The organism is uncultured Rothia sp. (assembly GCF_916715725.1).
Taxonomy (GTDB): Bacteria; Actinomycetota; Actinomycetes; order Actinomycetales; family Micrococcaceae; genus Rothia.
On sequence record NZ_CAKAPD010000006.1, the window covers coordinates 25993 to 51345 of the forward strand.

Sequence of the window (25353 nt, forward strand, 5' to 3'; positions counted from 1 at the left end):
GTGCACCCCGCCCCGCAAACACGGGACGGAGTGCACATCGTAGTATGAACAGACTAGTTCAAATCAAGAATATCTGCCACAGCAACCACGTCGAAAGGAGCCTTAGTCGGCTCAACCTTCACACCGTTAACAGCCTCAAGAGCCCACTGCGGGTCCTTCAGACCGTGACCGGTCACGGTAATCACGATGGTCTTACCCTCGGGAGCTTCACCTGCGCGGTGCTTCTTCAGCAGACCCGCAACGCCAGCAGCCGAAGCCGGCTCCACGAAGACGCCCTCGCGGGCAGACAGCCAGCGGTGCGCCTCCAGAATCTCCTCATCGGTGACAGCCTCAATCACGCCGCCAGACTCGTCACGAGCAGCTTCAGCCTTCTCCCACGACGCGGGGTTACCGATACGAATCGCGGTCGCAATGGTCTCAGGAGCCTCAATCGGGTGACCCGCAACGATCGGTGCAGCACCAGCAGCCTGGAAACCCCACATGATCGGACGCTTGGTCGCAACCGGCTCCAGAACCTTACCGTCACGGTTGGTGTAAGGCTCCGAGTACTCCTTGTAGCCCTTCCAGTACGCGGTGATGTTACCCGCGTTGCCAACCGGCAGCAGGTGGTAATCGGGAGCATCCCCCAGGGTGTCAACAACCTCAAACGAACCGGTCTTCTGGCCCTCAATGCGGTAAGGGTTGACCGAGTTCACCAGGAACACCGGGTAGTTCTCGCTGAGCTTGCGAGCAATCTCCAGGCAGTTATCGAAGTTGCCGTCAATCTGAATGATGTCAGCACCGTGAGCAATCGCCTGAGACAGCTTACCCATGGAAATCTTGCCGTCCGGAACCAGCACTGCACAGCGCATACCAGCCTGCAGAGCGTACGCAGCAGCCGAAGCGGACGTGTTACCGGTCGAAGCACACACAACAGCCTTCGCGCCGTCACGCTTAGCGGCGGTCATCGCGCTGGTCATACCGCGGTCCTTGAACGAACCGGTCGGGTTCATACCCTCAAACTTCAGGTAAACGGTGTTACCGGTCTCAGCAGACAGTGCCGGCGCGTGAATCAGCGGGGTACCACCCTCACCCAGGGTCACTGCCTTCACATCGTCCGCGAAAGGCAGACGGTCACGGTACTCATTGATAACGCCCTGCCACACGTGTGCCATTGGCTTCTCCTTCAATCTTGGCGCCCCGCCCGCCGGACCTTCCATAGGTTCGACGCGGTAGCGGGGACGCGGGTTCGTTCGTGAGCGATGCTTCTACACGCGAGCATCGCACGTTTAGTAAGCGGCGCGTGCCGCACGACGCTTTCGCGCCCAGTAATTCTCAGCGCTTAGTGCTTCTCAGACTCCACGCGGATGACCGAGTTCACCTCACGCACAGTGTCCAGAGCGTCAATCACAGCAATCGCACGGCGCAAATCGGAATCCTTCGCCGAATGGGTGACCATACGAATCTGAGCCGCACCCTCCTTCGGGGCGGACTGACGCAGAGAATCAATAGAGATACCGTGCTCAGTCAGGATGCGGGTAATATTCGCCAGAACGCCCAGACGGTCCTCCACCAGAACACCCACCGAGTAGCGAGAAATCACGTTGTCCAGGCTAGTTGCGTGCAACTGAGCGTGAGAAGTCTCCGGAACACCGGGGCCACCCAGCACCAGACGACGAGCAAGGGACACGAAGTCACCCAGAACAGCCGAAGCAGTCGGAGCGCCACCCGCACCGGGACCGTAGAACATCAGCTCGCCAGCGTTCTCCGCCTCAACGAACACAGCGTTGAACGCACCGTGCACACCAGCCAGCGGGTGCTGACGCGGAATCAGGGTCGGGTTCACGCGAATGTTCGCGCCGTCCGCACCCTCACGCTCGCAAATAGCCAGCAGCTTGATGACGTAACCATCAGCATCCGCGGCAGCAACATCATCAGCGGTGATGGAGGTAATGCCCTCAGTGTGCACATCATCGATGGTGAAGTCAGAGTGGAACGCCAGCGAAGCAACAATCGCAGCCTTCGACGCGGCATCGTGGCCCTCAACGTCAGCGGTCGGGTCAGCCTCCGCGTAGCCGAGCTTCTGAGCCTCAGCCAGTGCGTCCGCGAAGGATGCGCCGGTGGTGTCCATCTGATCAATAATGTAGTTGGTGGTACCGTTCATGATGCCCAGAACGCGGGTCACACGGTCACCAGCCAGGGAGTCACGCAGGGGGCGCAGAATCGGGATAGCACCCGCAACAGCAGCCTCGTAAGAGAGCTGAGCACCGGACTCATCAGCGGCAGCCTGCAGCTCCACACCGTGCTTAGCCAGCAGCGCCTTGTTGCCGGAGACCACGGACTTGCCCGCCTTCAGGGCACGCAGAATGCGGGTGCGAGCCGGCTCAATACCGCCGGTCAGCTCGATGACCACATCCGCCGCATCAATCAGGGATTCAGCGTCAGTGGTGTACAGCGAGGGGTCCGCATTCCAGTGGCGGGATGCATTAGTATCGCGCACAGCAATACCGATCAACTCCACGGGGGCGCCAATGCGCTTTTCAAGGACGGCGTTATCCTCGACCAGGATGCGAGCAGCCTGGGAACCGACATTACCGGCACCAAGCAGTGCTACTTTGATCTTTTCAGCCACGATAGTCTCTTTCTACGGTCTGTTCCGGGTTCGCCCCGGTATCTCTTCGGGCTACGGCGTGGATGCGGCGCAGAGCACGCACTCAACAACCACTTTATCAAGAGGCGGGGACGGCTCAGCAGCCTCAAGGTGCGACTTTTACTCTCTGAGATGAGGTATCCCTCACAGTTATGAGGTGAACCTTATCTTCTGTCATGTTGTGAACGCGCAAAACCGTGAAGACCCCGCCCGCAACCGCCACCTCACGGCACGCATTGTAGAAACGGGAACTTCACGGCTTTTCATGATGTCAGACAGGGTTCTTAGATATCCGAACCCATATCCAGCGCCAACATATCCTCCTCGCGCTGACGACGAATCATCACGCGAGAAGGCTTACCCTCAGCAGTGGCAATCACCGGCGGGCGAGTCAAGAAGTTATAGTTCGAACCCAGCACATAGCAGTACGCGCCGGTCGCCGGAACCGCCAGAATATCGCCAGCCTGTAGGTCAGCGGGCAGGTAGCAGTAACGAACCACCACATCGCCAGACTCACAGTGCTTACCCACCACGCGAGAGAGCACCTGCTCCCCCGCCGGGGCGCGATTCGCCAGGGTCACCGAATAATCCGATTCGTACAGCACCGGGCGGGCGTTATCGCTCATACCGCCGTCCACCGAAACGTAGCGGCGCACGCGAATCTCGCCGTTCTCGTCCTCAATACTCACGTTCTTAATGGTGCCGACCGTGTACAGGGTCGCACCCGAAGGACCAGAAATGGAACGGCCCGGCTCGAACGACATGTGCGGAATCGCCATGCCCAGGCGCTCGCAGGTCGCCGCGACGGAAGCGGCAATCGACTCGGTCACCTCGGTAATGGAGCGGGGGTGATCCGCCTCGGTGTAGCCGATGCCGTAACCGCCACCCAAATCCAGCTCCGGCAGCGTCACACCCAGGTCACGGTTGAGGCGGTTCATGAACTCCAGAGCGGTAGTAGCCGCTTGCTCGAAGCCCTCCGCTTCAAAAATCTGCGAACCAATATGGCAGTGAATACCGCGGAAATCCAGGGAATCGGTCGCGTTCAAAATCGCGGCAGCCAGAGCCGCGTAAGAATCGGTAGACTCAACACCCCAGTGCTCCAGCTCCTCTTCATCCAGACCAGCAAGCGCGGCGGTGCCGGGCTGCAGGGACATGCCGAACTTCTGATCCTCGTGCGCGGTCGCAATGGACTCGTGGGTCGAGGCATGCACGCCGGGGGTGATGCGAATCAGCACCGGAACCGGCGCGTACGGCTCCTCGCCCTCAGCCACACGCTCGGCGGCAAGCTCGGCGTACACGCGCTCAATGAGCTTGAGCTCATCCACCGAGTCAGCCACCACACGACCCAGGCCATTGCGGATTGCGCGGGCAATCTCAGCCTCCGACTTGTTGTTACCGTGCAGGGCGATATTCGCACCGGGCACCTGCGCGCGCAGAGCCAACGCCAACTCACCACCGGAGGCGGTATCCAGGCACAGCCCCTCCTCGGTCGCCCAGCGCGCCACAGCGGTGGATAGGAAGGACTTACCGGCGTAGTAAACACTCACCTTCGCACCGTGCGCGGCGAAAGCCTGCTCAAAAGCGGTGCGGTAGGCGCGGGCGCGGGCGCGGAAGGTCGTCTCGGAGAAGACGTACTGCGGGGTTTCGTGCTCAGCAACCAGGTCGCTGACGGTCACGCCATCAATGCAGAGCTCGCCCTGCTCATTGCGGGTGAAGGAATCCGTCCAGATGGTGCGGGACAGTGCCTCGGGGTGCTCGGGGTAGGTGAGCCATTCGGGGGCGTAGAGGGCGCGGGCTTCGCTCATCGTATCTCTTTCTTAGCTATCTTTGTGGGCATGCGTTCAACCCCCGCCCCGGTAGCACCGGGTCGGGGGTTGAAACGAGAGTATTACATGCGCTCGGGTGCGCTCACACCCAGCAGGTTCAGGCCGTTAGCCAGCACCTGCTGCGCCGCGTTGTTCAGCAGCAAGCGGGTACGGTGCAGGTCGGTGACCTCTTCATCAGCCTTGGGGGCGACGCGGGAGACACCGTACCAGCTGTGGTACGCCGAAGCGAGCTGCTCCAGGTAGCGGTTCACGCGGTGCGGCTCGTAGAACTTCGCGGCATCACGCACAGCAGCGGGGAACTGGCCGAGTACAGCCAGCAGCTCGCCGTCAGCAGCCGAGTCGAGCAGGGAGGTGTCCACGCCGTCCTCAACCTTCACACCAGCCTCCGCGGCGTTACGTGCCACAGCGGCGGTACGTGCGTGAGCGTACTGCACGTAGTAGACCGGGTTCTCGTTGCTCTTGGAAGTCAGCAGGCCCAGGTCAATGTCGATGGGGGTGTCCACCGAGTAGCGGGTCAGCTCGTAGCGAGCCGCGTCAACGCCCACAGCCTCGACCAGGTCCTCGAGGGTGACCACGGTGCCGGCACGCTTGGACATGCGGACGGGCTTGCCGTCCTTGACCAGGTTCACCAGCTGACCGATCATGACCTCAATCTGGTCGGCGCGGTAGCCAAGAATCTGGGCGATAGCCTTCAGACGGCCCACGTAGCCGTTGTGGTCAGCACCGAGCATGTAGATCGCCACGTCGGCGGGGTTTACTGCGCGGGTCATCTTGTCCTGGTAGTAGGCGATATCGCCCGCCACGTAGGCGTGGTTGCCGTCAGACTTGATGACCACGCGGTCCTTGTCATCGCCGTAGTCGGTGGTGCGCATCCACCATGCGCCGTCAGCCTCGAAGAGCTGACCGTTCTCGCGCATAGTCTCAAGCAGGGCGTCCACCTTGCCGCCTTCGAACACGGAGTTCTCGTGGAAGAACACGTCGAAGTGGGTGCCGAATGCCGCCAGGGACTCCTTAATCTGATCGAACATCAGGTGAGTACCGATTTCGCGGAAAATCTCTTCGGGGTTCTCAGCTTCAAGCGCGTCGGGGCGCTGAGCCAGAATCTGGTCCTTAATGTCAACAATGTATGCGCCAGCGTAACCGTCCTCAGGGGTCTCCTCACCGCGGGCAGCGGCAATCAGGGAGCGCACGAAACGGTCAATCTGGGTGCCGTGGTCGTTGAAGTAGTATTCACGCACCACGTTAGCGCCCTCAGCCTCAAGGACGCGGGCGAGCGCATCACCGACGGCAGCCCAGCGGGTGCCACCCAGGTGGATGGGGCCGGTGGGGTTCGCGGAGACGAACTCAAGGTTAATGGTCTTACCGGCGAACTTGTCGCTGCGGCCGTATGCTTCGCCAGCCTCAACGATGGTGGCGGCAAGCTCACCAGCAGCTGCAGCGTCCAGGGTGATGTTCAGGAAGCCGGGGCCAGCAATATCTACGGATGCAACACCGGCGATGGCGCCAATCTTTTCAGCAAGAAGAGCTGCTGCCTCACGCGGGTTCTTGCCCACCTTCTTGGCGAGCTGCAGAGCGACGTTGGTTGCCCAGTCGCCGTGTTCGCGGGACTTGGGGCGCTCCACTCGGACGGCGGGCAGTTCAGCGCCCTCCACGAGGGTCAGCTGGCCGGAGGAAATGGTTTCTTCAAGGGCAAGCGCAATGGCTTCAGAGAGTTCTTCAGGAGTCATAACAAACTATTCTAGCAAGCCTTGGCAGGTGCCTGACCCTTCATCTAGCGCTTATCTGATACCATAGGTGGGTTGCCTCTGTAGCTCAGCGGATTAGAGCACCAGTTTCCGGTACTGGGGGTCGAAGGTTCGAATCCTTTCAGGGGCACGATGTTCTTATTCGAGAGGGAACACGGGAGCCGATATCCGAGGCGTATTGTTCGGGTATCGGCTCCTTTTTATTTAACGGCTAAGCCTGGTTGTTGAACATCTTATGCCGGGCAGCACCCTCTTCAACCTCAGAGGGTGGACACTACCCGCCTACCTGTTGTGGCAACGCTAACAGCCTTGAGAGAATGGGAAAACGCGCACACCCGTCACATCAGCACGGCTCAAGCCACAACAGCGGAGGTAACCCGATGACCACCATGCGCCAGATCCAGCTCACCGAATGGGGCGACGAAAGCGTTCTGCACGAAGCAAACGTGCCTATCCCCTCGCCGGTGCGCGGTCACGTGCTCATCAAGACGGTTGCCGCCGGTGTCAACCCGATTGACCTAACCACTCGCAAGGGTCTGGGGCCCGCCGCTCAGCTTGCCGACCCGTCGTACAAGCCCTTCGTGCCCGGCTGGGATGTTGCCGGCACCGTGGTTGCTACCGCCGGCGACTACACGGGTTTTAAAGTGGGCGACGGCGTATTTGGTCTTGTTTCTTTTCCCTCCCCCGCCGGTGCGTACGCCGAGTATGTTCTCGCCCCGGCGCATCAGCTGGTGAAGGTACCCGCCGATGTTCCCTGCGCACAATTGGGCGGCGCTCCCCTGGCGGCGCTGACCGCATACCAGGCGCTCTTCGAAGTGGCGCGATTGAAGGAAGGCGAGCGCGTGCTTATTCACGCCGGTGCCGGAGGCGTCGGCCACCTCGCCGTTCAGCTGGCGGCGCAGGCTGGCGCTCAGGTTTTTGCGACCGCCTCCGCGGCGAACCACGAGTTTGTGCGCTCGCTGGGCGCCCAGCCCATCGATTACCGCACCGAGGATTTCCGCGCCGTACTGGGCCAGACCATGGATGTGGTGCTCAATTCCACCGGTCAGCAGACCTTCCTCGATTCGCTGGAGGTGCTGGTTCCCGGCGGTCGCATTGTCACCCTGACCAGCCCCGACCCGCTGGATGTTGCGCGTGAGCGCGGCTTCGAGGCGCAGTGGCTGACGGTTCACCCGGACCGCACGCAGATGCAGGAGATTGCCCGCCTCATGTCCTTGGGCCTGTTGAAGGTATACGTGGATCAGGTGCTTGATTTTTCGCAGGCTGCGCAGGCTCATGCCCTGGTGGCGACGGGTCGCACCCGCGGCAAGATCGTGCTGGTTCCCTAACGAGGTGCTGATTCATGCAGACTTCTGAGAGCACGCCGACCGTTGAGGGCGCGATGGACACTAAGGGCACGCCGAATGTAGAGGGTGCACTGACCACTGAGGGTACGCCGACCGTTGAGAGCACCGAGTACCGCTCCGGTTTTTACCGCGAGGCGGGCTTTCACGATGCCCACTCACCACCCGACTACGGCGCGCAGTCGCCGGTAACTCGCGAGGCGTTCGCCTACGATTTCTTCCCCGCGGCTGCTGATTCTTCAACTGCCGAAACTTCAGCTACCGAGCCTTCTTCCCCCGCGCCGCTGCTGGTGTGGATTCACGGTGGCGCCTGGCGCTTCGGCACCAACCAGGCCCTACGCGACACTATCCTGCGTACCCCCACCGGGGAGCAGCCCAATACCCAGGCGCTCATGCGCGCCGCTTTTCAGCAGGCAGGCTGGGCGGTCGCGTCCATCAACTACCGATATTCGCATCAGGCGCTCTTCCCGGGCGCCCTGCACGATGTGAAGGAGGCCGTGCGTTTCTTCCGCGCCAACGCGCACGAATTCGGTATTGATCCGCAGCGCATTGCGGTAGCGGGCGGAAGCGCCGGCGGGCACCTGAGCATGATGGTTGCGCATACGGGAGATTCCGCCGCCAGTGACGGTAGCGGTGGGGATCCTGCGAGCGCACCCGAACACGCCGAGCACGACGAATACTTTGAAGGCAGGGCGGCGAGCGCCTACCCGTCCCATAGTTCGCAGGTGGCGGCGGCGGCTTCGTTTTACGGGGTCAGCGACTTGAGGACCATCTTCACCGACCGTCCCCTGGCTGGCTACGCTCTCGACCACCCCGAGGATGACGGCGCCGAATGGCGGCTACTGGGAAGCACCCACCCCGTACCCGCAGACATGTCTACTATCGACGCTTCCAAGGGTGAGCGGGCGGTTCCGGGTGTCTGCATCGAGCGTGCCCAAAAGAACTGGGAGCGTGCGCATCCTATTGATGCGGTACGCCCCCAGAAACGAGTGAATAAGATCGAAAGTGCCTCTGCACAGGGTGCGAGCGGCGGCGCCACTGCCCTCATGCTCGTGCACGGTATTAGTGATTCGTGTGTGCCGTACCAGCAATCGGTGCGGGTGTATCAGGCGCTGCGCACGCGACAGGTGCCTACCGATTTGGTGCTGGTTCCGGATGCCGAACACGGGGATTCGCGCTGTTTTAGCCCCGATATTGTTCAGCAGATGCTGCAGTTCTTCAACCGTACTGTTTAGTTCAACCGCGCTTTCTAGAACCGCGCTGTCTGAACCGTATTGTCTGACCCGAGTGATTGATCAGAAAGTAATCGACCAGATGCGGGTTTAGCGAACGCGGCGGTTCACGTATTCGTGCTCAAGGCGGTAGCGTTCGAGGTCATCAAAAGCAACGCGACGGTGCGTGTTAATGCGCTCGAACGGAATATCTCCGCGCTCCAGCAGGCGAACAACGGTCGGGCGGGATACGCCCAGGTAGTCTGCCGCCTCCTGCGTGGTCATGAGGCGGTCCTGGCGTACCACGCAGACGTCCTTACGGTCGGCGAATGCGCGCGCTACGGAGGTGAGGGGTCCGTACATTTCGGGGGAAATCTGTACGCGCTCGCCGTCGCCGGTGACCAGGTAGAGGGTTTCTTCGGCGCTGAGGCGGTCGAAGTGGGTGCGCAGACTCGCGTGAACGAGGGCTTGGAAGAGCTCTTCGCAGCGGTGGTGAATTTCTTCGTGCTGTCCGTCTTCGCAGCAATCCAACACTGCAACACGTGTTGCCGGGTACGTCTTTGGTGATGGCATAGTCACTCCTTCGTTACTGTGTTATTCACCACTGTAGCAGTTGAACGAAACTATCGAAAGAAAGTTAAGAAGCGCAGTTAATTCGCATCTACGGTGCATAAAATTCAAATGAATAATTATTAACTCTTTAGATAGCATTTGATGTCATTTATTGTACATTAACTGCATGCCTGGAGTCGGTATTCCACCACCGTCCGCCCCGGGGTTCCCACGAACAAACCCAAATATGACAAACAAAGCACACCCCAAGCCCACCGCGGGCAAGGCGAGTACACTGGATAGGATATGTCTGAGCAGAAATCCACGAAGAAACACGCAGATACTTCTAAGGCCCCCCGCACCGCCCCCACCATGGCGAGCATGGCCGCCGCAATCCATGCGGCAAAGGTACGATCCTCCGAAAAAACCGGCGAAAAAGCCGCTGGCAAAACCGCAGATAAAACTACTGAGAACAACGCGGTAAAAAACGGCGCCCCGAAGAAGGGTGCACAGAAGAACAGCGCCCAGAAGAATAACGCAGACCGCAAGAACTCCTCCCGCGGCGCCTCCGAACGCAACTCCAACGTCTCCCGCTCCAACCGACGCGCAGGCGCCAACAACCGCGCCCGCAAGCAGGGCAACCTGCAGGGTAACCAGCAGGGCGACAACAAGAGCAACCAGCAGAACCGCCCGGCACCGCGCCGCTACGAACCGCTCATCCCCGAGGTCATCACCTACCCCGAAGAGCTACCCGTCAGCGAACGCCGCGAAGACATCATGAACGCGATCCGCGACAACCAGGTCGTCATCATCGCGGGTGAAACCGGCTCCGGTAAGACCACCCAGATCCCCAAAATGTGTCTCGACCTGGGCCTGGGGGAGAAGGGCCTCATCGGCCACACCCAGCCGCGCCGCCTCGCCGCACGCTCCGTCGCCGAACGCATCGCCGAAGAACTCGGCCAGAAAATCGGCGAAACCGTCGGCTACCAGGTGCGATTCACCTCCGAAGTGGGCGAACACAGCGCTATCAAGCTCATGACCGACGGCATTCTGCTCGCCGAGATCCAGAACGACAAGCTGCTGCGCCGCTACTCCACCCTCATCATTGACGAAGCGCACGAACGCAGCCTGAACATTGACTTCATCCTCGGCTACCTCAAGCGCATCCTGCCGCAGCGCCCGGATCTGAAGGTCATTATCACCTCCGCGACCATCGACCCGGAGCGTTTCGCGCGCCACTTCTCCCCCAGCTACGTGCCGGGCAAGGGCATCGTCGACGAAAGCCTCAGCGCCGAAGAACGCAAAATCGCCGAAGCGATCCTGCCCGACGACGCGCCGCCCATCATTGAGGTGTCCGGCCGAACCTACCCCGTGGAAATCCGTTACCGCCCGCTCGACGAGGAAGACTACCTCAGCGACGACGAAATCGAAGACGACCACGACCCCACCGACGGCATTCTCGAAGCCATCAAGGAACTCTCCAAGGAAGCGCCCGGCGACATCCTTATCTTCTTCTCCGGCGAACGCGAAATCCGCGACGCCAAGGACGCCATTGAGGCAATGGTTCTCAAGTCGCCGCGCCTGAACTACGAAGTGCTGCCCCTGTACGCGCGCCTCTCGCTCGCAGAGCAGCACCGCGTGTTCTCCCCCGGATCTCGCCCGCGCATCGTGCTTGCCACGAACGTTGCCGAAACCTCGCTGACCGTGCCCGGCATCAAGTACGTCATCGACACCGGCACCGCCCGCATCTCGCGCTACTCCGCGCGCACCAAGGTTCAGCGTCTGCCCATCGAACGCATCTCGCAGGCCAGCGCCAACCAGCGTTCGGGCCGATGCGGCCGCGTCAGCGACGGCATCGCCATCCGCCTCTACTCCGAGGAAGACTTCAACTCACGCCCCGAGTTCACCGACCCCGAAATTCTGCGCACCAACCTCGCAGCCGTCATCCTGCAGATGATTGCAATCGGCGTGGTCCGCGAACCCGGCGACATCTCCCGCTTCCCGTTCGTGCAGCCGCCCGCATCCCGCGCTATCAACGACGGCGTGAACCTGCTACGCGAACTCGGCGCGCTCACCGAACGCCCCCGCCAGCCCCGCAAGGGCCGCGGCAATAGCGCAACCCTCACCGCCATCGGCCGAGCCATGGCGGCATTCCCCGTGGACCCGCGCCTCGCCCGCATAATCATCGAAGGCGGCCGCCGCAACTGCGCCAAGGAAATGATGGTGCTCGCCGCCGCCCTGACCATCCAGGACCCGCGCGAACGCCCCGCCGACGTGCGCGCCGAAGCAGACGCCATGCACGCCCGCTTCGTCGACGACACCTCCGACTTCTCCTCCTTCCTGCTGCTCTGGGACTACATCAACGAGCAGCAGGCGGCGCTGTCCTCCTCGCAGCTACGCAAAATGTGCCACCGCGAATACATCAACTACCTGCGCATCCGCGAATGGCAGGACCTCTTCGCGCAGCTGCGCGAAATGGGACGCACCGCCAACATTCACGCCAGCGGCGGCAGGGACATCAACGCCTCCGCCCACGAAATCGACATCCACAAGAGCCTGCTCTCCGGCCTGCTCTCGCACGTAGGCGTTAAAGAAGAACGCGAAAAGGACTCCAAGGGACGCAACCGCGGCCCCCGCGAATACCTCGGCGCACGCGGCACCAAGTTCGCGATCTTCCCCGGCTCCGGCCTGTTCAAAAAGAGCCCCGACTGGGTGCTCTCCGCCGAACTCGTCGAAACCTCCCGCCTGTGGGCGCGCACCAACGCCTCCATCGACCCGCAGTGGATCGAAGAAATCGGCAAGCACCTCATCAGCGTGCAATACTCCGAACCGCACTGGTCCCTCAGCTCCGGCGCGGCAGTCGCCTACGCCAAGGGCACCCTCTTCGGCCTGACCATCTACGCCGACCGCCCCGTACAGTACGCCCGCGTAGACGCCGCCGCAGCCCGCGAACTGTTCATCCAGTCCGCCCTCGTCGAAGGCCAATGGCACACCCAGCACAAGTTCTACCTGCGCAACCAGCGCGCCCTCGCCGAAGTCGAAGAACTCGAAGCACGCCTACGCCGCCGCGACCTGCGCGTAGACGACTCCGTACTCTTCGCCTTCTACGACGCACGCATCCCCGCCCACGTCACCGACGTGCGCGCCTTCGACAAGTGGTGGAAGCAGGCACGTCTCGAAGACGACAACTACCTGGACTTCAACCCCGAAAAGCTCATCAACGAGGAAGCCGCCGACTACGACGACTCCCAGTTCCCCCGCCAGTGGGTGCAGCGCACCGACAGCGGCGAACTGACCCTCGACCTGCGCTACGAATACGCCCCCACCGCCGGCATCGGAGGCGCCCGCACCGACGCCGCCAAGCGCGACGGCGTAGCAGTCCAGGTACCCATCCTCTTCCTCAACCAGCTGAGCCCCGAACCGTTCCGCTGGCAAATCCCCGGCCTGCGCCACGAACTCGTCACCGCACTCATCAAATCGCTCCCCAAGGCGATTCGACGCAACTTCGTGCCCGCACCCGACGTAGCACGCGCCGCCTGCGCCGCCCTGGAAGAGGACTACTCCCCCGCCACCGACGAACTCATCCCCTCCCTCGCACTCGTACTACGCCGCCTGCGCGGCGTCGTTGTCGAGCCCGAAGCCTTCAACTGGGACGCCGTGCCCGAACACCTGAAAATGGGATTCCAGGTGCGCAACGCACGCAACAAAATCCTCGGCGAAGGCAAGGACCTGCGCGCCCTGCAACAGCAGCTCCACAAGGAAATCCGCAGCGCCCTCGCCGACTCTCTCGGCGCATCCGACGACACCATGGCAAAAATGGTGGCGCTCGCCCAGGGCGGCTCGGGCAACTCGGGTAGCTCCGCGGCTTCCGCCAAGAATGGCGCGAAAAACGCACAGGGCGGCACCACCCAGACGGCACAGCCGACCGACGCACACGGCTCTCAGGTACGCGAAATCAGCGGCCTCACCGAATTCCCCGCCGACCTCTTCCCCAACGGAGAAATCCCCCGCAAGGTACAGCGCATCATCGCCACCCAGGCAGTCAACGGCTACCCCGCCCTCGTCGACGAAGAAACCAGCGTAGGCCTGCGCATCTTCCCCACCGAAGCCGAACAGCTCCACGCCCAGCGCCGCGGCATCATCCGCCTGCTCCAACTGCAGGTGCCCTCGCCCGTACGCTACGTGAGCGAACACCTCTCCCACAAGGAGAAAATCGTCTTCACGCAGAACCCGCACGGCTCCATCGACGAACTCATCCGCGACTGCACCGTCGCGGCACTCGACCACCTCGTGCCGCACACCCCCATCTTCACTCACACCGAATACAGCGAACTCTACGAGCACGTGCGTGCCGAACTCATCGAGACGGTCTTCGACGTCACCAAGCTCGTCGCCGAAATCCTCTCCGAAGCCACCGCGCTGAAGAAGGCAATCAAAAAGGCAACCTCGCTGACGACCATGCACGCCGTCTCCGACGTGAAGGCACAGATGGAGAACCTCGTCTACCCCGGATTCGTAGCGAAAACCGGCTACGACCAGCTGGTTCACATCCCCCGCTACCTCAAGGCCGCCCAGGTGCGCCTGACGAAGCTCGGACCGAACCTGCACCGCGACAACCAACTCATGCTCACCGTGCAGGATCTGGAAGATTCCTACGATAACGCGGTCAAGTCGCTACCGGCAGGCACCATCGTGCCGGATGCGCTCCGCCGCGTGAACTGGATGATTGAGGAGCTGCGCGTCAGCTTCTTCGCCCAGGAGCTTGGTACCGCCTACACGGTGTCTGAGAAGCGCATTGCGAAGGCTCAGCGTGAGGCGCTGGACGCCATCAAGCGTTAATTCCGGGAATACGGTTTAGTTGCGGATAGCGGTGCTCGTCCTCGCTCCTACAGGGGCACCCGCCCTCGCAGAGCTCGGGCACCCTGATGTCGCTACGGACGACACCGCCTGTCCGCGGTAGGTTCCCGCCTCAGCTTGCGCTGTGAACAGCAAAGAGCCCCCACACGATCACCTCGTGTGGGGGCTCTTTCATCTCTGTGGTTTTCGGTGCCCGGCGGGTCGGCAAGCATGCACTTCCTCCGCTCCTGCAGGGGCACCCGCCGCGCCCGGAAGGCATAGCCGCCTCCATCCGCGAATTGGCAAGAGCAACCAGGACGGTTAGGCAGCCGCCTCACAGAAAGTCACCGTCACCGAACCGTTACCGCGCTCGCGCATCCACTGCGGCGCGTTCTCAGCCGAAACGATGGAGCCATCAGTCACGGACGGTGCAATGTACGAGCCGCCCGCGCCACCAGCGCCGCCCTGCATCGTGTAGCCGAGGCCCTGACGCACACCGGTCGGGCTGTTCAGCCACTTCTGAGTCAGCACAATCGAGGAGACAGACTGCGCCGCACCGGAACCGCCGCCGCCGTAGCCCGCGCCACCGCCGCCGGAAACCACGGACTGGTAGCCGTTGAAGTTCTGCGCATACGCGCCCTCGTCGGTGTAGACGTCCAAGTCCCAGCTGCGGTCCTCGTAGGTGCCCTTCTCGTGCACGCTGGCGGGGTTCTCGTCGAGCTGGTAGGAGTACGCGCCCGCGCCGTCGCCGCCGTTGCCCGCGAAGCCGCTCGTGCCTGCGTTGCCGGCCGTGAACTGGCTGAACAGTACCTGGTTGTTGGTGGTCTCGAAACCGATGATGGGGCCGCTTGCCGGCAGGGTGCCTGCCGCGCCGCCTGCACCGCCTACGCCCGCTGCGCCGCCGGAACCGGAGTTGTAGGTCAGCACCTTGGAGCGTTCAGCCTTGTAGATTTCGTAGCCGGGGGTACCGTTGGAGCCTGCCACTGCGGAGGCGCTACCCGCCGCGTCGAACTGCGGGGATGCATCCGAGCCGAGGGCCGCCACGCCTGCGTCAATCTGGCCGTCGAGGTTGGAGTACCAGGGGTCCGCGTAGGACACGCCGGAGCTGGTCATACCCGCGCCACCACCGCCGCCTGCAACCGCTACCACGGTGCCGTCAACGAGCAGTGCCGAGGATCCGCCACCGGATGCGGCGTAGACCTGGCTCTTGGAGTTTGCCGGGTCAGCGTACTTTGCGTCGACCTGCGCGGTGACGTTGGCGGGGATGGTGTAGGCGGGTACGGAGCCGCCGTTGCCGTAGCCTTCACCACCGGCGGTGGGGGTGAGGGAACCGTCGCCGATGCCGCCTGCGGCAGCCACGATCTGCACGGTGGAGCCGGGGGTGACGGGGATGATGCCGGTGACCTTCGCGCCGGAGCCGGCGGGGGTCATGCGGTTGTTGGTGCCGCCCGCGCCGCCGACCAGCTCGAAGCGGAGCTTATAGACGTTGTTGGGGACGGCGAAGCTCTGCACGGTCTTGGCGCCTTCGTCGGTGCCGGAGATGCTGTACGCCGGGTTTGCCGCCAGGATGCAGTCGTTGGTGGCGGCGACGGATGCCGCGTAGGAGGGGATGGTTGCCGAGGCTGCGACGACCGGTGCCGCCCAGGCTGCGCCAGCGACGAGCTTGCGGCGGGTCAGGGAAGTAGACATGGTATGCCCTTTATTCAGGTGGGGTGATGTGTTTGCGGCGCGACTTTATTTGAAACCAGGCGAGCCTCGATTTGCTTGCTGTGGAAAGAAAATCAACGCCGAGGAAAAGAATACCCTTAACCTCAGCCTTAACGTAAATTTCACTGATTATCACTCAGTGGGTCTATGCGAGCCGCAGGTTCCGCCCGCGCACGCAACGCCAGCAGAGGGTCTGCAGGTTTTCGGGTTCGTTGTTGCCGCCTTCGGACAACGGCACCTTGTGGACGACCTCCAGGATGAGGATTCGTTCACGCATGATGGAGTTGCCGCATCCGGGATTTTGGCAGGTGTAGTTGTCGCGCTCTTTGATGCGTTGGCGCAGCTGGGCGGTCATGAGGGTGCGTTTGCCGCCTTCGGGCCATGCCCAGCGTATTTTGCGTTCGAGGGTTTCGGAGAGCGCGTCGAGGGTTGGGGTGTCGAGGGTGACGGTGACGGCGCGGTTTTCTTTGCCGTTGATTGAGGTGTATTCGAAGCGATAGACGGGGTATGGCACGGTCAGCCCTACGTGGCAGACGTTGAGTTTGTCCCAGAACTCGTCGGCATAGTGCTTGGTGATGAATTGGGGCGGGTTGATGTGTGCGAGCATGTCGTCTTCGCGGCGTCGCACGTTGTCGACGGCGGTTTCTAGACGCGCGATATCGTCGGAGAGGCGCTGCACGTCTTTGAGGGTTTGCAGGTCGGCTTCGATGTGGAAGTATTTGGTGAGGCTGCCGATGGGGTCCCGTTCGGCTTCGAGGACGACCTGTTTTGAAGAGTTGTAGACGTGCGGGTGGCGTTCTTCGGGTTTCTTCCGCAGCAGCGTCTGCCAGGTTTTGGGTTGTTGAACTTCGACGGTGGCGAGGTGGCTGTACATGCCGTTGGTGGAGGCGCCGAGTTCGTAGATTCCGCGAGTATAGATGTCGTGTACGTAGCTGGCGACTTCGTTGTATTCGCTGGCGAGTGTGGCGGTGCGTTGGCGGTGCGTCTGGAATTCGGGGGTTGCGAAGTACCGGTTTTTGCGGATGGTCAGGACAATGCCCACGATGAGCACGATGATGGCGGCGCCGAGGATGACGTACCAGAGGGAGAAGGCGAGGCATACGGCGAAGAAGATGCCGAGCCCTTTGAGGAATTTCATGGGTGTTCCTTTGTGATACGGCGGTGTATCTGTGAGTGTAGATTTCCTCCATTAGGGTATCGGAGGTATTCGCGGCGTGCAAAGCATTTGGTCATGTCAGAGAGCGTTTGACTGCTGGCTACACCTTCCGGATGCGCCCTCAGGGTGCCCGAAGCGAAGCGAGGGCGGGTCCCCTGCGACGGCGCGGAGGAAGTGTGTAGGCGCGAGCCTCACGAAACAGGCTCGGCGGAGCCAGCAAAAGATTGAGAAGGCGGCAACCCCTCCCCCTTAAGTTCGTTATGCCGGTATCGCGCACGCAAGCCCCGCGCTTACGGAACTGGAGCTGAGTGTTTTACATGCGAGGCGGAGGGGGTGTCCTCCGCTGTGACATCAGGGTGCGGAGCGGTGCACGTATTTTCCGGAAGCGCCCTCAGGGTGCCCGAAGCGGAGCGAGGGCGGGTTCCCTGCGACGGCGCGGAGGAAACATACGGAGCGCCGCCTCCAGAACAAACACGAGTCAGCAGAGGAGCACCATTCCCTCCTAAACCAAAACCAAAAAGTTAAACACAAAAGCCCTGATTCCGAAGAATCAGGGCTTCATTTGTGCGCGATACTGGGATCGAACCAGTGACCTCTTCCGTGTCAGGGAAGCGCGCTACCGCTGCGCCAATCGCGCTCACAAAACAGTTGTTTTGTTGCGAGGTGAGGACGGGATTCGAACCCGCGTACACGGCTTTGCAGGCCGCTGCCTAACCACTCGACCACCTCACCGCATACGCTCCACGAGGGAACGCGTTCGAACTCTTGGAGTCCTTACGAGCGGTTGACGAGACTTGAACTCGCGACATCCACCTTGGCAAGGTGGTGCTCTACCAACTGAGCTACAACCGCATATCAGCGTATTCAATTTGAATCATTCCGAGGAGTTTTTCGCTCCGTCGTGCTGACAGGTAAATACTATACGGGGTTTTTGAGTGTTTGCCAAATCCTCCACTAACCACCCTGTGTTCCGCGTGTTTCCGGGGCAGAACGGGGTATTTTGCCTCATTTTTGAGACATGTTGGCAAAATTTATTTTCATGGTGCCGGTCACATTTTCGGGTTTTTGGTATGGATACGATTCTGGTTGAGGTGAGGTCTAGGAGGGCGTCGCCCACAAGAAAATTCGATAGGGCACGGAAAAGAGGGGCGGGGAGCCACAATTGGTTCCCCGCCCCTCCCCTATGAAATCCGCGCCTGTGATTTTTAGAGTTCCTCGAAGAAGAGTCGCTCGTAGACCTTGCGGGCGTTGCGGGTTTGGCGCAGGTAGTCCTCTTCGAGGGCGCGTGCGCTGCCGGCGGGGTATCCGCACCAGCGGGCGATTGCTTCCAGGTCGGCACGGCCCGAGGGCAGGGTGTCGGATTGGCGCACACCGCGTAGCACGTTGCCGCCGCGGATCTTGGTGGCGAGCAGCCAGGCACCGCTGAGGATTTCTGCATCCGCAGCTTCGACGAGTCCCGCTTCAACCGCCGCGTTCAGCGCCTTCAGCGTGGAGGTGGTGCGCAGCCCCGGCACGGCGTGTGCGTGGCGCAGCTGCACGAGCTGGACCAGCCATTCCACGTCGGAGAGTCCGCCGCGGCCGAGCTTGAGCTGGCGGGTACGGTCGGCGCCGTGAGGCATACGTTCGTTCTCCACGCGCGCCTTCATGCGACGAATCTGCTGCACCTGCTCGGGCGTAAAGGTTGCCGGGTAGCGGTACGGGTCGATGAGCTCCACGAAGGCCTTGCCGAGCTCTTCGTCGCCTGCGATGGGGCGGGCGCGAGTGAGCGCCTGGAACTCCCAGGTTTCCGCCCAGCGCTCGTAGTAGGAGCGGTAGGAGTCCAGGGAGCGCACGATGGCGCCCTGCTTGCCTTCGGGGCGCAGGTCGGCGTCCACTTCGAGGGGGCGCTCGGCGCGAATCGGGGGCTTGACGGGCTGCTTGAGCAGGGCGAGAGTGCGGTTGACAATGCGTGCCGCCTGTTCCTGAGCGGCGTCCTCGTCTGCGCCGTCGAGGGGTTCGTGCACGAACATGACGTCCGCGTCGGAGCCGAAGCCGTTCTCGGCACCGCCGAGGCGACCCATGCCGATGACGGCGATGCGGGTGAGCAACTTCTCCCCAGTTGCCTCCTCAGCCTCCATACCCTCAGCGCCTTCTGCCGGCCCCTGGAGCTCGCGCAGAGCAATCTGCAGCGCCGCACCGATCGTGCACTCGTCAATAGCGGCAAGACCCGCGCAGGTGTCTTCAATGTCGACGATGCCCAGGGTCCAGCCCATGGCGGTGCGCAGGGTTTCGCGGCGGCGCAGGTAGCGCACGGCGCGCATCGCCTCGGCGGCGTCCTCGTGGCGCGCCAGCAGCGAGGAAACCTCGGAGGCGAGCGCCTCCTCCCCCAGCGGTTTGAGGTCGGCGACCTTGTCCAGCCAGGCGATGGAGGCGGATGCATCCTCGAGCAGGTCGGTCATGGGGCGCGAGCTGGAGAGTAGCTGACTGAGGCGCTCGGCGGCTGCGGGTGAGTCGCGGAGCATGCGCAGGTACCAGCTGGTGCTGCCGAGCGACTCGGAAACGATGCGGAAGCCGAGCAGGCCGGCGTCTGCGTCCACGCCGCGGGCGAACCAGCCCAGTAGCACGGGCATGAGGTGACGCTGAATGTCTGCACTGCGGGAAAGGCCCGTGGTGAGTGCCTTGATATGGCGCATGGCGCCGCGCGGGTCGCGGTAGCCCAGCGCCGCAAGACGGTCCTGTGCCGCCTGCTCGCTGAGCACCACTTCGTCGCGGCTGAGCGTGGAGACGGCGGCCAGCAGCGGGCGGAAGAAGATCCGCTCGTGCAGTGAACGGACGTTCCGTTTAATTTTCTGCCACGCCTTGAGCATCTGCTCGGCAGAAAGCGTTCCGTTGCGTTCCGGGGACAGAATCGAGCGGGCAAGAGCGCGCTGTTCGGCGTCCTTCTCGGGCATCAGGTGGGTGCGGCGTAGCTGCTGCAACTGGATGCGGTGCTCCAGTACGCGCAGTTTCTTGTAGTCGCGGCTGAATGCTTCGGCGTCGGTGCGGCTAATGTAGCTGACCGCGGTCAGCGCCGCGAGCGAGTCCACGGTGGATTTAGTGCGCACGGCGGGGTCGGTTCGACCGTGCACGAGCTGCAGCAGCTGCACGGTGAATTCGATATCGCGCAGGCCGCCCGGGCCCAGCTTAATCTGGCGGTCCACCTGGTGCGAGGGGATGTTGTCGGTCACGCGGGCGCGCATCGCCTGCACGGATTCCACGAAGGATTCGCGGGCGGCGGACTCCCACACGAAGGGGTCAATGGCGCGGGCGTAGCGGGCGCCCAGCTGCGCCGAACCGGCGATGGGGCGCGCCTTGAGCAGAGCCTGGAACTCCCAGTTTTCTGCCCAGCGCTTGTAGTACTGAACGTAAGATTCGACGGTGCGCACGAGCGGGCCATCCTTACCTTCGGGGCGCAGGTTCGCGTCAACTTCCCAGAGGGCGGGTTCGGGTGCGGGGCCCATGATGGCGCGGGTGAGGGCGTGCACGAGTTCCGTGCCGATGGTGGAACATTCGTTCTCGGTGAGCTTGAGCTGGGCGGCCTCCCCCTCTGCCCCGGTAGTGGGCGCGGGTTCAACCGGCGCAACCACATACACCACGTCAACGTCAGAGATGTAGTTCAGCTCGCGGGCACCGCACTTGCCCATGCCGATAATCGCCAAGTCCAGGGCGTCTACGGCCTCGCCGCGGCGAGGAGCCGCCAGGCCGAGGCCCAGCCCCTCCGCTACTTCGGTGCGCGCAATGGCGAGCGCACCCTCCAGCGCGGCGGCAGCCAAATCGGCGAGGTGCCGACCGATGGTGGGCATCATTTCGACCGGGTCTTCGCAGCACACGTCGAGCAGGGCGATGCGCGCCAGGGCGGCGCGGTAGGCGACGCGCAGGGTCACGTAGCCGTCCTTGCCGGTCTGCTCTGCGGCAGCGCGCGGACGTTCCGCGTGGGGGTCCGCGCCGAGGGCGGTGAGGATATCGCGGCGGTATGGGGTGTCCAGCGGGGCGATGGGGGTCAGGAATTCCCCGTCGGTCTCCGGCAGAATCGACGCCGGGTGCTGGGAGCGAATCAGCGCGCTCTCGGCGGGGTACACCTGCGTGTCGAAGAGCGGATCGATGAGCTCAGGGCGGCGGTAGAGGAAATCACCAATCGCCTGGGATGCACCGAGCAGGCGGTACATGCCGAATTCTTCCTCGCCGCGGTTGGCGCGCTCGGCGACCGCCGGATGCTTTTCGATGAGGCGCACAAGGGCGGGCAGCGCAATATCCGGTGAGGGTGCGAGGCGCAGCCCAGCAAAGAGCGCATCCTGCGAGACACGCTGCAGTTCGGGCGCGTTGAGCCAGCGTTCCGCTTTGGACGGGTCGTGAAAACCGGTGGCAATCATGCGGGTGTGCAGGCGCAGCTGTGCTTTGCGTTCGGCTTCGGCGCGCTGTTCGTCGTCGAGCGCATCGGGGGCGATATCGGTCAGCGGCTTGGGTTCTTTGGCGGGGTCAACAATGCGGATGAGCCCGGTGGCCGGGTAGTGAGAGCTGTCAGTCATAGCGTGAGAACTGTGGGTAGAACCGTGGGTAGAGAGTATAAATTTCGGCGGGATAAAAAGCGATGCTGATACACCTGTGGGCGGTACCCGCCGGCGTGTTTACCGGTAGCGGGTACCGCCCTGAGGCTGTCAGCGCTCACTCATCCTGTGAGGAGGTGAGAGGATCCAGCCGTTAGAGGATTCCGAGGTTGTGCTTGAGCTCGTACGGGGTCACCTGAGCCTGGTACTGGTCCCAGTCGGCGCGCTTATTGCGCAGGAACTGCTCGAAGACCTGCTCGCCCAGAACCTCCGCCATGAACTCGGATTCTTCGGTGATATTGATGGCTTCACGCAGGGACGCGGGCAGCGGGTTGTAGCCCATGGCGCGGCGTTCTGCGTTGGTCATGGCGGCGAGGTCCTCGGTCACGGCGGGCATGAGCGGGTACTCGTTTTCGATGCCCTTCAGGCCGGCGGCGAGAATCACCGCGTAGGCGAGGTACGGGTTCGATGCCGAGTCCAGGCCGCGGTACTCGATACGGGCGGACTGCATCTTGTTGGGCTTGTACAGGGGCACGCGCACGAGTGCGGAGCGGTTGTTGTGGCCCCAGGAGACGTAGGAGGGCGCCTCGCCGCCGCCCCAGAGGCGCTTGTAGGAGTTGATGAACTGGTTGGTGACCGAGGTGAATTCGGGGGCGTGCTTGAGCACACCGGCGATGAAGTGACGTGCGGTCTTGGACAGCTGGTATTCGGCACCGGCTTCGAAGAATGCGTTGGTGTCACCTTCGAAGAGGGAGAAGTGGGTGTGCATGCCGCTGCCGGCGTACTTGGTGAAGGGCTTGGGCATGAAGGTTGCGTACATGCCGAGCGAGTAGGCGACTTCCTTGATGACGGTGCGGAAGGTCATGACGTTGTCTGCGGTCTGCAGGGCGTCGGCGTGGCGCAGGTCGATTTCGTTCTGGCCGGGGCCGGTTTCGTGGTGGCTGAATTCGACGGAGATGCCGACCTCTTCGAGCATGGTCACTGCCTTGCGGCGGAAGTCCTGCACGATGCCGCCGGGGGTGTGGTCGAAGTAGGATTCGTGGTCCACGGGCACAGGGAAGCCGTCCGCGCCGAGCTTGGAGGACTCCAGCAGATAGAACTCAATTTCGGGCGAGGTATAGCAGGTGAAGCCCATCTCCGCGGCCTTGTTGAGCACGCGCTTGAGCACGCCGCGGGTGTCGGAGGCGCTGATCTCACCGTCGGGGGTGAGCACGTCACAGAACATGCGGGAGGTGTAGTCTTCCTCGCCGCGCCAGGGCAGAATCTGGAAGGTGGAGGGGTCCGGCTGCAGCAGCATGTCGGATTCGTAGATGCGGGAGAAACCCTCAATCGAGGAGCCGTCAAAGCCCAGGCCCTCATCAAAGGCGCTTTCTACTTCAGCCGGTGCGAGCGCAACGGATTTGAGGGTGCCGACCACATCGGTGAACCAGAGGCGGATAAAGCGGATGTCGCGCTCTTCGATGGTGCGCAGTACGAATTCCTGTTGGCGGTCCATAAGTTGCCCTCTCGGTGCGGGCGTGCATCCGCGTGGTACCCGTCTGTGGGCGGCGGAGGCGCGCTAAATTTGCTGCCGAGGTGAAGAAGACCCTGTTGCGGAAGGCCCTGCATGTCCCTTGGGGTTCCAAGGGGTTGCGGCGGGTTGTCCGGCGGGTTGTGTACCAGCGGTGCTGGCGCCTCCTTGCCCCGGCGTGTGTCCTGTTGTTATCTAGCCTATCGGGTTCTGCTGTGCGTCGCGCGGGTGGGAGGTTTCGTTTGTGTAAATTCTCGCTCGTGCGCCTCGGTGGCTCAGGTTCTGGGCGGTGCCGGGGCCGCTCCCCCGCTCTCTGTTCCCCCGCTTTTCCGCTGTGTGGGTGTAGGTTGTGCCCAGATACCTAGCAGATGACGGCTCGCGGGGCGTGTTCGGGGCCGCCTTGCGATAATGGGGGTATGCTACATTCCATTCTTCTTCCCTCGACCGTACAGCTTCCGCTCGCGCAGCTTCCGTTGGCGACCAGCATCGTGGCTGCCGACCCCACCGGTTTAGAGTGGCTGCTACTCATTGCGGCACCGGTTGTTTTCTGCGTTGTTTACCTAGCGTGCATTATGGCGATTGCGGCGTTTGGCCCGCTGGTCATGAGGAACAACAAGTCTGGCGGCACGACCTACCTGCTGGACCGCCCCTCCCGCGTGGCGTTTAGGACTCGCACCGTGGCGCTCTTTGCGCTGGTGGGTGCGTTTGTGGAGCTTATTTGGCTCGGTTATACGGGTCGTGTGGGCTCGATTGCGGTCATTCCGATTCTTCTGTTTACGTGGTCGTGGAAGTTCGCGTTCTTCTTCCTGCCGCTTCAGCTGATTCGTGCCTGGTATGTGCACGCGACGCGCGGCAAGTATGATGCGCTGTCGGCTGAGGGCGCTCAGCGCCGCGAGAAGCTGAACCGTAAGAGCGCGTACGAGGTGTCGAAGATGATGCAGCGTAACCCGCAGCAGTTTGCGATGAGCAAGGAGCTGCATACGCAGGCGCGCGCACAGAAGATCGCGGGTATGCGCCCGTTCCAGCACCTTGATGAGGCGGGCAAGAAGCGCCGCGCGAACTATACGGTGGAGCTGGCGTTGGCGCAGATGCAGGTGCGTCAGATGAACCCCGGCAAGCTCCCTTCGGAGGCGTTCGGCGAGGGCATCCTGGGTATGGGTCTTGGCGTTAGGTCTGAGCGGGCGGTGGAGCAGACCTGGCTGACGCTGTGCACGGAGCGTGTGAATGCGGTGGATGCGCCGAACTACCCTGATTCGCTGTACCCGGTGTCGGCTCGTTTTTCGCTGTTTACCACGATGTCGCTGTTGCAGCCGCTGATGGGTCGCCCCTATTCACCGTTTACCGCTGAGGATGCGCGCCGTTTTGTTCCGCGTGATTTCTCGGCGGATACGGTGCTTTTGAAGACTGAGGAGCTGGGTAAGAAGGCTCTGGCGCAGAGCGCGATTTTCCGTCAGATTCACGAGCGTCTTCTGCCGCTGCATCAGCAGCAGCCTCAGCTCGTGGATCGCCGTGCTTTGGCCTATTGCGGTGCCCTACTGCTGAGCGTGGCGAAGGCTGAGGCGGAGAGCCAGCGTCTGACGAGCCAGGTTCTGGCGGCGGCAGCTTCGGAGCGCGGCATTCTGCCCTACGGCTTGTTCTCGCAGATTTCTGAGGATTATCAGCGTGTTCAGCGTCTGCTGAACCTGATGGTGAAGGCAACCGCCGATGTTGAGCGTTTCATCAACGCTGTCGAGGCTCTGGTGCAGATGCATTCTGGCCAGGTTCAGCCTTCCGGCATTGCGTATGAGAAGGCGCAGATGGAGTACATTGCTGCTCTTCTGGACGTTATTGTCTTCTCCTCGCACGCCCCGCTTGCCGGTTCCATCCAGGCGTCCTACGCCCTGCTGAAGGCGGACTACGAGGCGTTCACGTTCAACACTTCGGATGAGCTGAGCCGCAGCTACTGGCTGCAGTACTCGAAGAACGCGGTGAGCGCCTGTGATACGGGTCTGTCTCAGGGTTATGAGGGTTTCTTCGGCACTGATGATGCGGCGCGTAAGGCGTGGGAGTCCTACGCGGAGGACGTCGTGAAGGAAGTCTGCACCTACTCGGTCACCCAGGTGTACTGGGATGCCCTGGTGCAGCAGGCACTCATTCAGCGTGATCTGCCGCGTGAGTTTGAGGATGCGTCCCTCGCCATTCCGGAGATGATGAATAAGAACGCTGCTGCGTCGTTCCCGACCTACTACATCAATCTCATCTGGAACTAGGGACAGTTCCCTCGTGGTGAGCGGTAC

At 62.3% G+C, this 25353-nt stretch carries 13 protein-coding genes and 4 tRNA genes; 5 read left to right on the top strand and 12 right to left on the bottom strand.

From position 1 onward, the window contains the following. Positions 1-53: 53 nt before the first annotated feature. From thrC to argS, 4 genes are all read right to left on the bottom strand, one after another. Positions 54-1154 (bottom strand): threonine synthase, encoded by a 1101-nt coding sequence (gene thrC, locus QZ822_RS04930; RefSeq protein WP_044150573.1) that lies wholly within the window; start codon positions 1152-1154, stop codon positions 54-56. Between the two features lie 167 nt (positions 1155-1321). After that, positions 1322-2611 carry a homoserine dehydrogenase gene (locus QZ822_RS04935; protein ID WP_294643043.1) on the bottom strand — a complete coding sequence of 430 codons (1290 nt, stop codon included), beginning with the start codon at positions 2609-2611 and terminating at the stop codon, positions 1322-1324. Between the two features lie 302 nt (positions 2612-2913). Continuing rightward, entirely contained in the window at positions 2914-4434 is a 1521-nt protein-coding gene (gene lysA / locus QZ822_RS04940; RefSeq protein WP_294643045.1) for a diaminopimelate decarboxylase, read from the bottom strand. Between the two features lie 83 nt (positions 4435-4517). Then, positions 4518-6182, bottom strand: a complete 1665-nt coding sequence (gene argS / locus QZ822_RS04945) for an arginine--tRNA ligase (protein ID WP_294643047.1) — start codon at positions 6180-6182, stop codon at positions 4518-4520. A gap of 74 nt (positions 6183-6256) precedes the next feature. On the opposite strand from argS, the gene QZ822_RS04950 reads away from it, so the two are divergent. The 3 genes from QZ822_RS04950 (at position 6257) to QZ822_RS04960 (ending at position 8778) form a co-directional block, all read left to right on the top strand. Further along, positions 6257-6330 (top strand) — tRNA-Arg (locus tag QZ822_RS04950). 250 nt (positions 6331-6580) lie between these two features. Further along, the gene (locus QZ822_RS04955; protein ID WP_294643050.1) at positions 6581-7528 is read left to right on the top strand and encodes an NADP-dependent oxidoreductase; all 948 of its coding nucleotides are present in this window, start codon (positions 6581-6583) and stop codon (positions 7526-7528) included. A 14-nt stretch (positions 7529-7542) separates the two neighbouring features. Continuing rightward, positions 7543-8778, top strand: coding sequence for an alpha/beta hydrolase (locus QZ822_RS04960; RefSeq protein WP_294643052.1), 1236 nt, complete (start codon positions 7543-7545; stop codon positions 8776-8778). 87 nt (positions 8779-8865) lie between these two features. Here the strand turns inward: QZ822_RS04960 and QZ822_RS04965 are convergent, their stop codons facing one another. After that, complete coding sequence (locus tag QZ822_RS04965; RefSeq protein WP_005506503.1) at positions 8866-9327, bottom strand: helix-turn-helix domain-containing protein; 462 nt, start codon at positions 9325-9327, stop codon at positions 8866-8868. A gap of 285 nt (positions 9328-9612) precedes the next feature. Here QZ822_RS04965 and hrpA point away from each other — a divergent pair, with 285 nt between their 5' ends. After that, positions 9613-14145 (top strand): ATP-dependent RNA helicase HrpA, encoded by a 4533-nt coding sequence (hrpA, locus tag QZ822_RS04970; RefSeq protein WP_294643054.1) that lies wholly within the window; start codon positions 9613-9615, stop codon positions 14143-14145. 318 nt (positions 14146-14463) lie between these two features. On the opposite strand, the gene QZ822_RS04975 is transcribed toward hrpA, so the two are convergent. The 7 genes from QZ822_RS04975 to glnA all read right to left on the bottom strand — a co-directional run bounded on the left by QZ822_RS04975 (position 14464) and on the right by glnA (position 23062). Beyond that, complete coding sequence (locus QZ822_RS04975; protein ID WP_294643055.1) at positions 14464-15831, bottom strand: hypothetical protein; 1368 nt, start codon at positions 15829-15831, stop codon at positions 14464-14466. A gap of 163 nt (positions 15832-15994) precedes the next feature. Then, positions 15995-16987: an HNH endonuclease gene (locus QZ822_RS04980; RefSeq protein ID WP_070830482.1), complete on the bottom strand. Its 993-nt coding sequence runs from the start codon at positions 16985-16987 to the stop codon at positions 15995-15997. Between the two features lie 583 nt (positions 16988-17570). Beyond that, positions 17571-17642: transfer RNA gene (locus QZ822_RS04985), tRNA-Val, on the bottom strand. Between the two features lie 24 nt (positions 17643-17666). Then, a tRNA-Cys gene (locus tag QZ822_RS04990) sits at positions 17667-17737 on the bottom strand. 47 nt (positions 17738-17784) lie between these two features. Continuing rightward, positions 17785-17857, bottom strand: a tRNA-Gly gene (locus tag QZ822_RS04995). A 353-nt stretch (positions 17858-18210) separates the two neighbouring features. Continuing rightward, positions 18211-21549, bottom strand: coding sequence for a bifunctional [glutamine synthetase] adenylyltransferase/[glutamine synthetase]-adenylyl-L-tyrosine phosphorylase (locus tag QZ822_RS05000; protein ID WP_294643059.1), 3339 nt, complete (start codon positions 21547-21549; stop codon positions 18211-18213). A 172-nt stretch (positions 21550-21721) separates the two neighbouring features. Continuing rightward, the gene (glnA, locus tag QZ822_RS05005) at positions 21722-23062 is read right to left on the bottom strand and encodes a type I glutamate--ammonia ligase (protein ID WP_049354867.1); all 1341 of its coding nucleotides are present in this window, start codon (positions 23060-23062) and stop codon (positions 21722-21724) included. A gap of 431 nt (positions 23063-23493) precedes the next feature. Here glnA and QZ822_RS05010 point away from each other — a divergent pair, with 431 nt between their 5' ends. Continuing rightward, on the top strand, positions 23494-25326 hold the full coding sequence (locus QZ822_RS05010) for a geranylgeranyl pyrophosphate synthase (protein ID WP_294643061.1): 1833 nt from the start codon (positions 23494-23496) through the stop codon (positions 25324-25326). Positions 25327-25353 lie beyond the last annotated feature (27 nt).